Source organism: Actinoplanes sp. NBRC 103695 (assembly GCF_030269485.1).
GTDB lineage: Bacteria > Actinomycetota > Actinomycetes > Mycobacteriales > Micromonosporaceae > Actinoplanes.
This window is the reverse complement of record NZ_BSTL01000006.1, coordinates 48973-63668: the sequence shown is the minus strand read 5'-3', so window position 1 is coordinate 63668 and position 14696 is coordinate 48973. Positions and strand designations below refer to the sequence as shown.

At 71.1% G+C, this 14696-nt stretch carries 13 protein-coding genes and 1 riboswitch; of the genes, 10 read left to right on the top strand and 3 right to left on the bottom strand.

Annotated elements, in window-relative coordinates:
- The first annotated feature begins 689 nt into the window (after positions 1-689).
- The 9 genes from QSK31_RS11345 (at position 690) to QSK31_RS11305 (ending at position 11073) form a co-directional block, all read left to right on the top strand.
- The gene (locus QSK31_RS11345; RefSeq protein WP_285683414.1) at positions 690-1676 is read left to right on the top strand and encodes a glycosyltransferase family 2 protein; all 987 of its coding nucleotides are present in this window, start codon (positions 690-692) and stop codon (positions 1674-1676) included.
- 65 nt (positions 1677-1741) lie between these two features.
- Positions 1742-2701: a glycosyltransferase family 2 protein gene (locus tag QSK31_RS11340; protein ID WP_285683413.1), complete on the top strand. Its 960-nt coding sequence runs from the start codon at positions 1742-1744 to the stop codon at positions 2699-2701.
- A complete protein-coding gene (locus tag QSK31_RS11335; RefSeq protein WP_285683411.1) occupies positions 2698-4062 on the top strand; it encodes a glycosyltransferase family 2 protein in 1365 nt (454 codons plus the stop codon). The genes QSK31_RS11340 and QSK31_RS11335 overlap by 4 nt, the downstream gene beginning before the upstream one ends.
- Before the next feature lie 102 nt (positions 4063-4164).
- Positions 4165-6939, top strand: a complete 2775-nt coding sequence (locus QSK31_RS11330) for a putative glycosyltransferase family protein (protein ID WP_285683410.1) — start codon at positions 4165-4167, stop codon at positions 6937-6939.
- Positions 6939-7835 (top strand): DUF1616 domain-containing protein, encoded by an 897-nt coding sequence (locus tag QSK31_RS11325; RefSeq protein WP_285683409.1) that lies wholly within the window; start codon positions 6939-6941, stop codon positions 7833-7835. Before QSK31_RS11330 ends, QSK31_RS11325 begins: the two co-directional genes overlap by 1 nt.
- A gap of 27 nt (positions 7836-7862) precedes the next feature.
- A riboswitch (ZMP/ZTP riboswitch) is annotated at positions 7863-7947 on the top strand.
- A gap of 23 nt (positions 7948-7970) precedes the next feature.
- Positions 7971-8828 (top strand): bifunctional 5,10-methylenetetrahydrofolate dehydrogenase/5,10-methenyltetrahydrofolate cyclohydrolase, encoded by an 858-nt coding sequence (locus tag QSK31_RS11320; protein WP_285683408.1) that lies wholly within the window; start codon positions 7971-7973, stop codon positions 8826-8828.
- Positions 8829-8960: 132 nt separating this feature from the next.
- Positions 8961-9425, top strand: a complete 465-nt coding sequence (locus QSK31_RS11315) for a hypothetical protein (protein ID WP_285683407.1) — start codon at positions 8961-8963, stop codon at positions 9423-9425.
- Between the two features lie 223 nt (positions 9426-9648).
- Positions 9649-10563, top strand: a complete 915-nt coding sequence (locus QSK31_RS11310) for an aminoglycoside phosphotransferase family protein (protein ID WP_285683406.1) — start codon at positions 9649-9651, stop codon at positions 10561-10563.
- Positions 10564-10794: 231 nt separating this feature from the next.
- Positions 10795-11073, top strand: coding sequence for a hypothetical protein (locus tag QSK31_RS11305; RefSeq protein ID WP_285683405.1), 279 nt, complete (start codon positions 10795-10797; stop codon positions 11071-11073).
- A 15-nt stretch (positions 11074-11088) separates the two neighbouring features.
- Here QSK31_RS11305 and QSK31_RS11300 read toward each other — a convergent pair whose 3' ends face one another.
- A complete protein-coding gene (locus QSK31_RS11300; RefSeq protein WP_285683403.1) occupies positions 11089-11787 on the bottom strand; it encodes a DinB family protein in 699 nt (232 codons plus the stop codon).
- A 72-nt stretch (positions 11788-11859) separates the two neighbouring features.
- Here QSK31_RS11300 and QSK31_RS11295 point away from each other — a divergent pair, with 72 nt between their 5' ends.
- A complete protein-coding gene (locus QSK31_RS11295; protein ID WP_285683402.1) occupies positions 11860-12603 on the top strand; it encodes an SDR family NAD(P)-dependent oxidoreductase in 744 nt (247 codons plus the stop codon).
- A gap of 13 nt (positions 12604-12616) precedes the next feature.
- Here the strand turns inward: QSK31_RS11295 and QSK31_RS11290 are convergent, their stop codons facing one another.
- Positions 12617-13687, bottom strand: a complete 1071-nt coding sequence (locus QSK31_RS11290; RefSeq protein WP_285683401.1) for a glycoside hydrolase family 26 protein — start codon at positions 13685-13687, stop codon at positions 12617-12619.
- A complete protein-coding gene (locus tag QSK31_RS11285) occupies positions 13684-14487 on the bottom strand; it encodes a polysaccharide deacetylase family protein (RefSeq protein WP_285683899.1) in 804 nt (267 codons plus the stop codon). Before QSK31_RS11285 ends, QSK31_RS11290 begins: the two co-directional genes overlap by 4 nt.
- Positions 14488-14696 lie beyond the last annotated feature (209 nt).

The window sequence follows — 14696 nt, the reverse complement described above, 5'->3', positions numbered from 1 at the left end:
CGAATCGGTCCGCGGTGGGAGGACCCGGTCGCGCCGCAGATCAGACGGCCCGGCGCCACCAGCGCCTGCGGCGGAAGCGAGGGCATTTCCCGGAACCGCAGAAGGTGCACTCGGTGCCCTTACGGAGATGGTCATGCGCTGATTTCTGATGACCACAAACACACACAGCGCTGTCCGCCGTCATCGCCTCACCCACGGTAGTGCCTGACTCACGAAACGAGTCTAAGCGGTCCAGAAACGTGAGTGATATTCAACCATCGATGCCCGGCCGGCCGGGGGCACAGCCCGATATAACCGAGCTGCACCCTGACATCACAGTTTGTAACCGCACGATCGAGTGACATGGGTCACGCCGAGTATTCCGACATACCTACCTTGTCCCATTCCGATGATCGATCGCCACGACTGCGGTCATCCGTACCCGGAAGACCGATACAGGGATCTTGACCCCCAATGCCCGTTACCTAATGTGACTGGCGGGACTTCAAGTCAATCTTGGTGACCGAGTGAATAACCCCTGCTCATACGGTTGTCGCCGGTTCACCGCACGGACATCACCGGGTTGTCCCTTTGGTCAGTTGACGCTACGTAGCGTGTTGCTAGGGTCGTGTGCAGAAGCGAGCGACTCGGGTCTCGGTCTCCGAAACCCCCGGAATGGGTCGCAACCTCTGCCCCCTGAAGGGACCGACATGCAGCTGCCCACGCCATCCGGCAACACGCCGAGTTACGGCGGAAAGTCACCGACGGTGAGCGTCGTGATTCCGACCCTCAACGAGGAGCGGAACCTCCCGCACGTCTTCGCGGACCTGCCGGACGGCATCGACGAGGTCGTCCTGGTGGACGGCGGTTCGGTGGACCGGACCGTCGAGGTGGCCCGTGAGCTGCGGCCCGACGTGGTCGTCGTGCAGCAGACCCGCACCGGCAAGGGCAATGCCCTGGCCTGCGGATTCGCTGCATGCACCAGCGACATCATCGTGATGATCGATGCCGACGGGTCGACCGATCCCAAGGAGATCCCGCTCTTCGTGGCGAAGCTGGTGGCCGGCGACGAGTTCGTCAAGGGCTCCCGGTTCAGCCACGGCGGCCACAGTCACGACATCACCAAGCTGCGCAAGCTCGGCAACGACGGCCTGAACATCGTGGTCAACGTACTGTTCGGTACGAAGTTCACCGACCTCTGCTACGGCTACAACGCGTTCTGGCGCCGCGTGGTCCCGTCGCTGGACCTGCCCGACACGCGGCTCCCCCGCAACGCCGACGGCAGCAAGCTGTGGGGCGACGGCTTCGAGATCGAGACGATGATCAACATCCGGGCCGCGGTGGACAAGCTCAAGGTCGGCGAGGTCGGCAGCGTGGAGCACGCCCGCATCCACGGAGTCACCAACCTCAACACCTTCCGTGACGGCGCCCGCGTCCTGCGCACGATCTTCAGCGAGTACGGCCGGATGCGCCGCAACCGCCGCGCCGGCCACGTGACCTTGACGCCGGCCCAGGTGCCCGCCCAGGCCACCGGCAACCGTCTCGAGCAGGTCAACCGGAACAGCCCGGCCGCGGCCGCGCACCCCGCCGACCCCCGCTCGGCAGGCGCACACGTCAACCGCGGCCCGTTCCGCGAGGTCGGCGCCGGTCGCACGGACGACATCAAGAAGCGCCTCGAAGCTCGCGCCGGCGACTGACGACCCCACCGCACGTCGCGCCGCTCCCACCGGTCCCTGTTCCACCCTCGCAAGGAGTCCCCCAAGTGGAGAACCTCCGTCCCGCGATCAGCATCGTGATCCCCACGCACACCGAACAGCGCTGGGCCTCGCTGGTCCGCACCGTCGCGTGCGCACGCTCGCAGATCTACACCCCCGCCGAGATCGTCGTCGTCGTCGACCACAACCCGGCCCTCTACCGCCGCGCCCGCCGTGACCTGCAAGGCGTCACGGTGCTGGAGAACCTGTACGCCCAGGGCGTGTCGGGCAACCGGAACACCGGCGCCTTCCACACCCACACCGCGCTGATCGCGTTCATGGACGACGACATCACTGCCGAGCCGGACTGGCTGGGCAGCCTCGTCGCGCCGTTCGCCGACCCGAAGGTGGTCGGCACCGGCGGCGGGATCAGCCCGGCGTGGGAGGGAACGGCACCGCGCTGGATGCCCGAGGAGTTCCTCTGGGCGGTCGGCGGCTCGTACGCCGGCATGCCCACCGAGGTCTCCCCGATCCGCAACGTCTGGTCGGCCAGCATGGTGGTCCGGCGCGAGGCGTTCGTCGGAGTCGGAGGCTTCCGCACGGGATTCGGCAAACTCGGCGGCCAGAACCGCCCCGAGGACACCGAGCTGTGCATCCGGATGAGCCAGGCGACCAGCGGCCACTGGATGTACGTGCCGGACGCGGTGATCCGCCACGAGGTGCCGGCGGTTCGCTCCACCTTCTCCTTCTTCATCAGGCGCTGCTACGCCGAGGGCCGCGGCAAGGTCCAGATGGCCGGGCTCAACAGCAAGGGCGACAGCCTGGGCGCCGAGCGTGACTACCTGCGCTCGCTGCCCAAGGCGGTGGTCCGCAACATCGCCGCGGCGTCGCGCGGCGCGGGCGTCGCACACGCCCTCAAGGCCGGCAGCGTGCTCGCCGGTGTCGCCGCGGCCGGCTTCGGCGGCGCGGTGGAGACCTTCTCGACCAAGCGCGGCGCCCGTCGCCCCGAGCTGGAGGCCAGCCGATGACCACCGACCTCAACGGCGCCGCCTGGCTGACGAACGAGCTGCTCACCGGCCCGGCCGTCGAGCCGGTCGGCGGCACCCGCCCGGCCGCCGTGCACGACGTGGACCTGTCCGACCCGCTGCCGACGATCGCCGGCATCGCCGCGGACGGCCGCCGGGTGCTGAAGGCCTGGATGCTGGTCCGGCTGTTCGGCGAGCCGGTCGGCACCGTGCTCACCGACGTGCCGCTCAAGGGCCTGCGCCCGGCCGACGTCGGCCGGATCATCGACCACGAGCTCGGCGTCGCCGTGCAGCCCCAGCTGGCCTCGCTCGGCCTCGACACGCTGCCGATCGACGGCATCACCACCGACACCGAGCCGGCCTTCCTGGCCCGCCGCCGCGAGGTGCTGGCCACCGCCCCGCACATCACGGTCGTGGTCTGCACCCGGGAGCACCCCGACGCCCTGACCGTCTGCCTGGACAGCCTGCTCGCGATGAACTACCCGGCCTTCCGGGTGCTGGTCGTGGACAACGCCCCGACCAGCGACGTCACCAGGAACGTGGTCGAGGCGGCCGCCGAGCGCGGGCACGTCGACTACCTCTGCGAGCCGACGCCGGGACTGTCCTTCGCGCGGAACACCGCGGTGAAGGCGGCGCCCGGGGAGATCCTGGCCTGGATCGACGACGACGAGCGGGCCGACGTGAACTGGCTGGCCGAGGTCGCCCGGGCGCTCGCCGACCACCCGGACGCCGACGTGATCTCCGGCGTGATCGTCCCCGCCGAACTGGAGACCCAGGCGCAGCTGTGGTTCGAGCAGTTCGGCGGGCACAGCAAGGGCCGCGGGTTCAAGCCGGACGTGTTCAGCCCCGCCACCGCGCACAAGCAGAGCCCGCTCTACCCGCTGCCGCCGTTCGGCACCGGGGCGAACATGACGTTCCGGCCCGGCGTGATCGAGCGGATCGGCGGCTTCGACGTGGCGCTGGGCGCCGGCACCCCCGCCATGGGCTCCGAGGACACCCTGGCCTTCACCCAGGTGCTGGTCGGCGGCGGGACGATCGTCTACCAGCCGTCGGCGGTCACCCACCACTACCACCGGCGCGACCTGGCCGGCCTGGAGAAGCAGATGGTCGGGTACGGGGCGGGGCTCACCGCGGCGTACACCAGCCTGATCCTGAGCCGCCCGGGGCTGCTGTGGCAGCTGATCAAGCTGGCGCCCACCGCGCTGCGCGATCTGACCGGGTCGGACAGCCTGCGCGTCTCCACTCTCCAGGAGGACTTCCCGCGCGAGCTGCTCAAGGCCAACCGGCGCGGGATGCTGGCCGGGCCGCGGGCGTACTTCCGGGGACGCCGCGCCGCCCGCGCGAAGGCCCGGGGCGCCGCCTGACCGTGCCGATCCCCCGAACACCGGATAAGTGGCCCTGGTACGAGGCATTCTCGGATCAGGGACCACAGATGTCACGAGACCAGATGCCCGCCGGGGACCTAGATGCCGAAGGACGACCCGCCCGAGCCGCGTACGCCGCCCCTGCGGTGGCCGCCGGCTCCGGTGACGTCGATCCAGGGCGCCGAGTCCCCCGACGCCGCGGAGGCCACCGAGATGTCTGAGCAGCGATCCGCTGACCGGACCGCGACCGAGGAAGCCCCGGACCCGACCGCCCAGGACCTGACCGCCCAGGACCGCGCCCGGGGCACCGCCCAGGTGCCGAACGGCCGCACGCCGCACCGCCCCGAGAAGGCACGCGGCAGCGCCCGGGTCCGCGCGGCCACGGCTTCGGCTTCGGCGGCTGTCGACGTCCAGACCACCGAGGGCGTGCCGGCCAAGCCGATCTCCGCCGAAGCGGAGGCCGCCGCGATGGCGCCGCCGGTCGAGGAAGTCGAAGCACCGCCGGTCGAGGAAGAGACGCCGGAGGCCGAGCCGGAGGCCGAGCCGGAGGCCGAGCCGGAGGCCGGGCCCGAGGTCGTCGAGGAGCCCGAGGCCGCCGTCGAGACCGTCGAAGAGACGACGGAGGACGCGCCCGCGGAAGACGCCGGGGAACCGGCGGAAGAGGCGAATGCCGCGGAAGCCACAGCACCGGCCGAGCCGGACTCCGCCGAGGAAGACGCCGAGATCGTCCCGGAAGCGGTGATCACCGACGAAACGGCGGTCGTAGAACGGGAGGAAACCGACGACTCTCAACCTGAGGTAGAGGATGAGAGTGAACCTCAGCATGAGGTTGAGGCTCGCGTCGACGACCACCCGACCCAGGTCATCCCCGTCATTTCCGGCGAGGAGACCATCACGATCATCCCGGGTGAGGACACCAGGCGGATCATCCCCGGGGCGGAGCAGACCCGCCGCATCCTGATCGTTCCGGGGCGCGGCGAGCGTACGCAGAAGATCCCGGTGGCGGCCCGCGTCGAGCAACCCACGACCGAGCGCCGCAAGGCGCCCCGCGGCGGCCCCTACGACCTGGGCCGCGCGCCCTGGGTGCTGCTGCTGTCCAGCCTCGGCGTCCTGTTCGTGGCGCTCTCCTACACCGGTGGCCGGTCGGGCGCCGAGAGCGCGCCGGTCGCCTACTGGATCGGCCAGGTGGTCGTCTTCACGCCGGTCGTGCTGCGCCTGCTCAGCCGGCGCATGGCCGGGGTAGCCGAATCGTTCCTGCTGGTCATGGGTCTGGCGATCCACCAGTACCTGCTCAAGTGGATGTACAGCCCGGACCAGTTCCGGTTCCCCGACGAACTGCAGCACTGGCTGGCCACCACGACGATCATGGAGACCGGGAAGCTGTTCCAGCCCAACCCGGCCCTGCCGCCGGCGGTGCATTTCCCCGGCCTGGCCGAGATGGGCGCCGCGATGGCCTCGATGACCGGGCTGCCGGTCAGCGGCGCCGGCATCATCGTCGCCGGGGTGGCGCACCTGGTCTTCGTCGGCGTGCTGTTCGTCTGCGTGCTGCGGGCCAGCAACTCCCCCGCGGTCGCCGGCGTGGCCTGCGCGACGTACGCGACGGCCCTGCACTATCTGTTCTTCAGCTCGATGTTCCTCTACCAGACCGCCGCGCTGCCGTTCTTCATGCTGACGATCTGGGCGACCCGGCGGTGGCGTGCCGAGGGCGGCAAGCCGTTCCAGGTGATCGCGATCGGCTCGATGGTGATGACCACGGTCAGCCACCACGTGACCGCGTTCGCGCTGATCGCCACGCTGCTGCTGCTCGGCGTCACCGAGATGTTCACCGAGAAGCCGCGACGCTGGTCGGCGCTGGCCATGCCGCTGATCGCGCTGGGCGTGGTGGCGGCCTGGATCCTGCTGGTTGCCCGGGACGTGATCGGCTACCTCGAGGAGCCCGTCCAACAGGTCGCGGCCACGGTCAACACGATGATCGCCGGAACCAGCGACGCCTCCACCGCGGCGCCGGCCGCCCCGCTCTACCAGCTGATCCTGCAGGGCTCCGGCCTGCTCGGGCTGCTGGTGCTGTTCATCGCGGTGGGCCGGGACATGATCACCCGGCACGACCGGGACAGCTGGCGGTGGGCCGCCCTGATCGGCGGCGTGGTGTTCTTCGGCGGCAACGCGGTGCGGTTCCTCGGCCAGAACGGCCCGGAGATCGCCGGGCGGCTGTCCACGTTCACCTACGTGCCGATCTCGATCATCGCGGCGATCGCGCTGGTCCGGGCGGTGCAGATCCTGCCGTCCCGGGACACCGCCGGGCGCCGGCACTGGGTGGCGCCGGCCCTGGCCACGCCGCCGCCGACCGGGCGCCACCTGGTGATCCGGGTGCTGGCCGGTTCGGCGCTGGTCACGCTGCTGATGATCGGCGCGCGGGCGGGTGGCTGGCCGCCGCTGGGGTCGCTGCTGCCGGGCCCGTACCTGGCCGGCGGATTCGAGCGGTCGGTGGACGCGTACGGGGTGGACGCCGCCGAGTGGGAGCTCCAGGTGCTCGGCCCGGGCAACCGGGTGGGCGGCGACGTCACGTCGGTGTCGCTGGCCTCCACGTACGGCCGGCAGGACCCGGTCCGCGAGGTCGGCCCGCTGTACTACGCCGACGAGTGGGGCCTGGCCGAGGACGAACTGGTCAACCAGGTCCGCGTCAACTACCTGGTGGTGGACCGCCGGTTGAGCACCCAGCTGCCGCAGAGCGAGGCGTACTTCGAGAACGACCCGCGGGCCGGCCTGATCACCGAGCCGCTCACCACGCGCCAGATCACCAAGTTCGACTCGCTGGTCGACGTGGACCGGCTGTACGACAACGGCACGGTCCGGATCTATCGCATGGGGGTGCAGTAGTGAACAGCACCATGATCCGCATCCGGGCCGTCCCGGCGCTTCTCTCGTCGCCGGTGCTGACCGCGGCGTGCACCATCGCGGCCGCGGCGGCGGTGCTGGCCGGACCGCGCGGCCTGGCCATCCCCGGCGGGCTGGCGCTCGGCCTGCTCCTGCCCGGCCTGGCCCTGAACGCGCTGATCTTCCGGTACCGCACGCTGAGCGCGGTAGAGCGGACCGTCCTCACCCCGGCGCTCAGCCTGGCCACGATGATCGTCGCCGGCCTGGGCCTCTACGTGGCCGGATTCCGGCTGGACCGGATCTCGTGGGCGCTCGGCACGGCCGGGATCACGCTCGCGGTGCTCGCCCTCAAGGCGGTGCCCGAGCGGGTCTGGCAGGGCGAGGAGGAGGACGAGGAAGAAGGCCCCGAGACCCAGGTCATCCCGATCTTCCGGGACGACGCCCCGGCCCCCGACCCGGCTGCGCGGCGGCCCGGCCCGTTCGCACCCCGATCGGCGGAACAGAAGGCCGACCGGCGCATGGTCGTCCGGCAGCTGCTGCCGATGCTCCTGGTGCTGGCCGTGCTCGGCGGCGCGGGCTGGCTGTCGTACGCGAACTCGCAGGACAGCTACCGGGTCACCGTCACCACGCTCTACTCCGACCTGCCGGGGCCGGTGGGCACGGACGGCGGCTGGGACGTGAGCATCCGCGCGTCGGGGCTGGTCGAGGCGGACGGGCCGTACACGGTGGTGGCGACCGACCCGACCGGGAACCGGACCGTCGAGCGGACCATCCCGGGCGGCGACGGCGTGTGGGGCGCGACGATCCGGCTGCCCTCGGCGACCCGGATGACGATCGGGTTGTATCGCGCGGGGGACACGGCGGCGTACCGCACCGTGATCGTCGCGGCCGCCCAGTAGCCGCCGCCGGGGCGCGGGGTAGGTTGGTCTCCTTCACGCGACTGGCGGCACCGAGGATGGCGACCACCATCGGGGAGCGCGGTCGTGGGCGCCGTCCGCCTGGGTGCCCACGGCTGAAGTGTTGGGAGACTTCGCATGACTGACCAAGCAAGGCTGCTGCCCGGCGCACCCGTCGCCGAGGCCGTGCTCGCCGACGTGGCCCGCCGCGCCGCGGCCCTCCGGGAGCGGGGCGTCGAACCGGCCCTGGCCACCATCCTGGTCGGCGACGACCCGGCCAGCGCCGGGTACATCCGGATCAAGCAGAAGCAGGCCGCCGAGCTGGGCTTCGTGTCGCCGCACGAGCACCTGCCGGCCGACACCACGCAGACCGACCTGCACCGCGTGATCGCCCGGTTCAACGACGACCCGGCGGTACACGGGCTGCTCATCCAGTACCCGATCCCCGGGCACCTGGACTACGACGCGGCCCTGGCGACCGTCGACCCGGACATGGACGTCGACGGCATGCACCCGCTCAACCTGGGCCGGTTGTCCAGCGGCCTGCCCGGCCCGATCCCGTGCACGCCCGCCGGCATCGAGGCGCTGCTCGCCCACTACGAGATCCCGGTCGCCGGGCACGAGGTGGTGATCCTCGGCCGGGGCGCGACCATCGGCCGCCCGCTGGCCATGCTGCTCGCGCAGAAACGGCCGACCGCCAACGCCGCCGTCACCGTGGTGCACACCGGCGTGCCGGACTGGTCCCGCTACACCCGCCGGGCCGACGTCCTCGTCGCGGCCGCCGGCGTCCCCGGCATCATCCAGCCCGAGCACGTCCGCCCGGGCGCGACCGTGATCGGCGCGGGCGTCCGCTACGAGGGCCGCCGCCTGCTGCCGGACGTCGACGAGTCGGTCGCCGAGGTGGCCGGCGCGATCACCCCGCGCGTCGGCGGCGTCGGCCCCACCACGGTCGCGATGCTCTTCCGCAACGCGGTCGCAGCCGCCGAGCGCGCCTGATCTCCGTCGTCACGCCGTCCGGCTCTTGGGCCGGGCGGCGCGACGTTAAGGTGTTCGTGACGCCGCGCCGTATCGACATCGGTACGCAGCGGCGCCGTGACACCCGAGTCAGGACGGCGAAGGGACGCGGCTGTGGGCGACGATCCGAACTCACTGCTGGCCCAGGCACGTGCGCGGCTACGGTCCCCATCGGGATCGGGTCTCGGCCTCTCCCGGCAGGAACTCGCCGACGCGGTCAGCGCCTACATCTGGAACACGTGGGATGAGACCGATCGGGTCGACGCGACCTGGATCGGCCACTTGGAGCAGGGTCGATACCGCTGGCCTCGTCAGCGCAGGCGTGAGGCTCTGCGCGCGGTCCTCGGTGTGGTCACGGACGCCGAGCTTGGCCTTTTCTGCACCCCTCGGGGACCTCACTCCCGAGATCAGCGACGGGGCGGCACACCGGCTTCGCCCGTCTCTGAACCGCCGTGGCACGCTCCCGGCGATCTGCTTTCCGAACTCGCGACCGAACCCGGCGACGTCGCCGGGCCGACGTGGCGTTGGGGGTCCTTCGCCTCGCAACTCAACAGCTCGATCGAGCGACGCCAGGCCTGACGACGATTCTGAGAGGCGCCGAGGCCGCGTCTCGTGCTGCGATCGGCGACTTCGACCGTGCGAGAAGGGCACTGGACCAATCCAGTGACGCGTTCACTGCCATCCGACCAGGCGGCGAAATCGAACGGATCGCCGATCTGCGGCGCGACGCGGGCAAACACATCGACCGGCCGGCGGTGGCCGAGTTCGTGCGAGCCCTGCCGCGACCAGTTTCCTCCGCCGTATGACCGCTCCTACAGGCCGGTTCACCGAGCCGGCGATGTGGGAGAGCCTCGGCCGGATCGCCGCGGCGCTGGGCGTCGAGGTCACCGGCGCGCAGCTGCTGCACCTGGCCAACAACGCCGTATTCGCCCTGCCGGCCGCGGAACTGGTCGTGCGGATCACGCGCACGACCACGCTGCACGCCAGGGTGCGCAAGGTTGCCATGCTCGGTGCCTGGTTCGACCAGGCGAACGCGCCGACGATCCGCCTCAGCCGGCTCACCACCACACAGCCGATAGCCGACCGAGAGCTGCTCGCCACCGTGTGGGAGTACGTGGTTCCGTACGGCCCGCCCCCCGACGCCGGGGATCTCGGTCGGGTCTTGCGTACGTTCCATGAAATCGATGTGGACCGACTACCGCTACCCGCGTGGGATCCGATCGGGGACGTCCGAGCCCGCCTCGACGACGCTGAGGAGATCGACGAGGCTGACCGTGACTTCCTGCTCTTCTGGTGTGCGGAGCTTGAGCCTCGCCTGCGCGCGTTCGCGGAACGCGGGATCGTCGGGCTGGTGCACGGAGACGCGCACGAGGGCAATCTGCTCCGCGGGAAGTCCGGACGCGTGCTGCTCTGCGATTTCGATGCCACCTGTCTCGGCCCCTGGCAGGTCGACCTGGTCCCGGCTCCGGCAAACGAGGCCCGTTTCGGCCGCACGGGGTCGCACGGGAGACTCGCCGCCGCGTACGGCTACGACGTCACGGACGACCCGGCCTGGCCTCTGCTGCGGCAGGCGCGAGAGCTGAAGATGATTGCCGCCGCCGTACCGCTGCTCGGCACCGATCCCCGGATTGCCAACGAGTTCCGGCTACGCCTCGATTCCGTCCGCACCGGAGACACGGCTGACCGGTGGACCGCCTTCGCCGACCTCGTCCGTTGACGCCACGTCGAATCGGCCAAATCACCGAACAGAACCACCGGCAACTGCACCTTCCCGCGTCGCCGCCGCTCGGACATCGTGGCATTGCGCCCGACGCGCTCCCGGCGGTCTGTCGCCGATCATTCCTCCGCGTGGAAAGGACGTGGCTGACGTGCTCTTTGGAGCAGTGGCCGGTGCATCGGTCATCGGATTCCTGGCCGGTCTGCTGGCCTTCCGTATCAAGCAGCAGTGGTGCCCGGCCTGCGGTGTGACGCTGACCTGTCCGGAGTCGAGCGGACACAGCCGATGATGCGTGATGAATTGCTGGAAAGGATCGCAGAACTTCCGCCGGACGTGGACGTCGGTATTCGGCTCGGCGACGACTGTCTTGACATCGCCGGACTCGAGACCTGGGGGAACGGCCTCTTCGTGGCCCTGACGTGCGATGAGAATGACCTTCGCGACGTCTTCCTCGGGTGGCGGAGGCCCGGTCCCATCACCGACCGCCCGGGCCTGGGCGGCTCCTTCTGACGCGCGACGCGGGGGTCAGCTGTTGATCGCGTCCAGGTCCCGCACGGCGTAGCGGTGGTGCTCCCACTCCTCCTCGAGGATGGTGTGCAGGCACGAGAGCGTCGTCTCCGGGTGCTGGGGGTTCCACGGGTTGCGGCGCGCCACCGTCAGGTCGTCCACGGTGACGGTGGCCAGGAAGTCGCGCACCATCGCGACGTGTCCCGCCCGGACCTCGAGCACCTCGGCGTACGCCGGTTTCTCCGCCTGGAAGACCGCCATGTCGTAGCCGTCGGTCTCGTACTCGATGTTGGGTTGACCGAGGGGGTGGAACGGCTCGGCCACCTCCAGGATCGCGCGGCGCAGCCAGGTGTCCGTCGCCATGACCAGGTGGCGCAGCGTCTGCGCGAACGACCACTCGCCGGCCACCGAGACGTCGACCAGGTCCGCCGGGACACGCTCCACGGTGGCCGCCCAGGTGCGCTCGATCGCGGCCCAGGCCGCCCGCAGGCCCTCCGGATCCGCCGCACGCCGCTCGGCACGGCCGGGGAAGCGGCGGTTGAGCTCGGCGTCGACCAGCGGGACGACGTCGACGCCGTTGACGACGAGCGTGCCGTCGAACAGCCAGGGCGCCTCGATCTCGGCGCCGTTCACGTCGACGCCGCGCAGGACGGCCTCGGACAGGTCGGCCCGCACGAAACGGGCGCCGCTGAGATCCGCGTCGGTGAAGTCCTTCACCACCGCAACCTACGCGAACGCGGCGTCCGATCCTCGCCAGACGTGCGGCCCGTGGTCGGCCAGTCTCGGTCCATGAACACGCAACTTGACGGCAAGGTCGCTCTGGTCACCGGCGGCGGACGCGGCATCGGCGCCGCCGTGGCGCTGCGCCTGGCCCGGCACGGCGCCGATGTGGTGCTGACGTACCAGCAGAATCAGGAACGCGCCGCGGACGTGGTGGACCGGATCGAGGCCACCGGGCGCCGGGCGATCGCCGTACGGGCGGACAGCGCCGACCCGGTGGCGGTGGTCGCCGCGGTCGACCGGGCCGCGCACGAGCTGGGCCGGCTGGACATCCTGGTGAACAACGCCGGCGCGTTCCTGCTCGGGCCGCTGGAGCAGCTGAGCCTGGCGGACTTCGAGCAGACCGTAGCGGTCAACGTCCGGGCGCCGTTCGTCGCCTCCCAGGCCGCGGTGCGGCACATGGCGGCCGGTGGCCGGATCATCACCATCGGCAGCAACATGGCCGAGCGGGCCGTCTTCCCGGGCTTCACGCTGTACTCGATGAGCAAGACCGCCCTGATCGGGCTGACCAAGGCGCTGGGACGCGAGCTCGGGCCGCGGGCGATCACCGTGAACCTGGTGAACCCCGGACCCACCGACACCGAGTTGAATCCCGCCGACGGCCCGAACGCCGACACGATCAACGGGTTGACCGCCCTCGGCCACTTCGCGGAACCGGACGACGTGGCCGCCGCGGTGGCGTTCCTCGCCGGGCCGGACGGGCGCTACGTCACCGGCGCGACCGTCAACGTCGACGGCGGCTTCACGATCTGACCAGGCGGCCTGATCAAGCCGCGAAGTGCGGGTCCTTGGCCATGGCGACGTACGCCGCGAGGGACCGCGGGTCCGTGTCGACGCGCCACTTCTCGTGGTAGTTGTAGTGCGTGTCGGTGTCGAACCAGACCACCGCGCCGAAGGCCGGGTGCTGCTCGACCCAGGTGGCCAGGGCGGTCGTCCAGTCGGCCTTGGTGCGGCCGCCGCGGTCCACCGAGCCGGTCTCGGTGATCATCAGCGGCTTCCGCGCGCTGTAGAGGTCATAGATCGGCTGGAAGAGGGTGCCGGGCAGCTCGCGGTGCAGGTTGTAGCCGGACACCCCGACCCAGTCGACCATGTCGTCGCCCGGGTAGTACTTCGCCTTGGTGTTCCAGGCCGCCACCGGCTCGTCGTTCCAGTTCGGACTCCACACCCAGGAGACGTTGTCCGCCTTCGCGTCGGCGAACTTCTCCCGGATGCGCTTCCACGCCGCCACGTACCCGGCCGCGTTGTTGCCGTTCTTCGCGGCGCTCCAGGCGTACCAGTCGCCGTTCATCTCCCAGCCCCAGCGCAGCAGCACCGGCCGGCCGAGCCGCTTCAACTGCCGGGCGTTGCGCTCGATCAGGTCGTCGAACTTCCCCGAGAGGATCGAGGCGTGGTCGGTGCCGCGCCAGGAGATCATCGGGTACGTGTCGTCCGGCAGCCACGGGATCGATCGGGGCAGGGTGTCCTGCCACGCGTAGAAGTAGTGCAGGATCCGCGGGTCGCGGCCGGTCTGCTGCCGGCGCAGCTTGATCGCCTGGGTCTCGGACAGACCTTCCAGATCCAGGTACGCGCCCAGCATCGCCTTGCCGGGGCGGAACGGCACCGTGCCCCCGCCCTTCGTCACGATCGCGGGTCCGGCGGGCTTGGTGGCCTTGCCCGGCGCGGACGCGGAGGCCGACGGCGTGTGCACCGGCCCGGTCGTCGCCTCGGCCGGTGCCGACCTGGACCGCACCTGGCCCACGGCCAGCGCCGCGACGGGGGCGACGGCCAGCGCGGCCAGCCCGGCGACCGCCTGCCGACGGCCGAAGCGGCCCGGCGCCCGGTGGATGCCCGCGTTCACGTGAGGTTCCGTCCGGCACGCAGGGCCATCTTGCGCGTCATCCGCCAGGCCGGCTGGGCCAGCCGCTTCACCTGCGGCACCAGCTGCGGGCCGCCGTCGCGGACCAGCGCCACCAGGTCCGCGCCGCTGTGCGCCGGGGTCGGCTGCAGCCGCGGCACGGCGAACCGGTGCTCGCCCGGCCGGTGCAGCCGCCGCCCGACCTCGGTGGCGTGGTCGTAGCCGGTCTCCCGGACCAGCTCACGCACCCGCCGCCCGTTGTAGCCGTGCGGGTAGGCGAACCCGCGCATCTTGAGCTGCAGCCGCTGCTCCAGCTCCTCGTGGCTGCGGACGATCTCGTCCTTCAGCTGGTCCGGGGGCAGCACGTCCAGCGGGTGGTGGATCAGGCTGTGGTTGCCGATCTCGACGCCCGCGGCGGCGACCTCGCCCAGCTCGTCCCAGGTCAGCAGCCGGCCGAAGTCGGGCGCCCAGCGGCCCAGCCAGCCGGCCCGGTCGCCCAGGTGGCCGACGGAGGCGTACAGGGTGGCGCGGGCGCCGGTCTCGGCGAGCACCGGCAGGCCGGCGGTGAGGAAGTCGCGGTAGCCGTCGTCGAAGGTGACCGCGATCAGCTTGTCGGTGGTTCCGGCGCTGAGCAGGTCCAGCGCCTCGGCCAGCCCGACCAGGCGGTAGCCCGCGGCGGTCAGCGCGCTCAGCTGCTCGGTGAGGCGACGCGGCGGCACGGCGAGCTCGCTCAGCGGCCCGCCGACGGCGGACACCGAGTGGTACATGAGCGCCGGCAGGGTCTCCCGGGTCGGCGTGGCCATGTCGGTCACCGCATTCCTTCCTCGTTCGCTACCGGACCACACCCCTATCGGACGGCGCCCAGCCGAGTTTCGAGGTTTCCCCCGCGTTTCGCCCGGCAAAGGCTAGACGGTCCCGCCCCAGGTCAGTAGCTATCCGGGCGATTCCGGGCGAGCGTCGCACCAACGGACGATCAAGCTCGGACCCATCGGCCGACCCGCCGACTCGGCCG